The following is a 294-nucleotide window of genomic DNA, read 5'->3' on the forward strand; positions in this document are numbered from 1 at the left end:
TTTATAGCCTCTTTAGGCGACGGTGAAAAAAACTGGCAAGACGAGGTTTTTAATGGAGGCATAATAACTAGTCATTCATTAGCTGTAAGAGGAGGTACAGAGTTAACAAGCTACACCGGTTCTTTAGGATATCTTGAAGATGAGGGCATTGCACTAACAGATAATTTTAAAAAGTACAATGCAAGAATAAAAGTAGATAGTAAATCAAAAAACAAAAAAATTAAGTTTGGTGCAAGTTTAAATGTTAATTATAACGATCAAAATAAATTACCAGCTAGATTTACCGATCCGTTA

The 294-nt window shown here is 32.7% G+C and carries 1 protein-coding gene; it reads left to right on the forward strand.

The window, feature by feature from the left end; genetic code table 11:
* Positions 1-294: hypothetical protein (locus tag LG649_RS16080; protein ID WP_226544830.1), on the forward strand; the 294-nt coding region annotated here is incomplete at both ends.

The sequence above is a fragment of the Neotamlana laminarinivorans genome (assembly GCF_020523925.1).
Taxonomy (GTDB): domain Bacteria; phylum Bacteroidota; class Bacteroidia; order Flavobacteriales; family Flavobacteriaceae; genus Neotamlana; species Neotamlana laminarinivorans.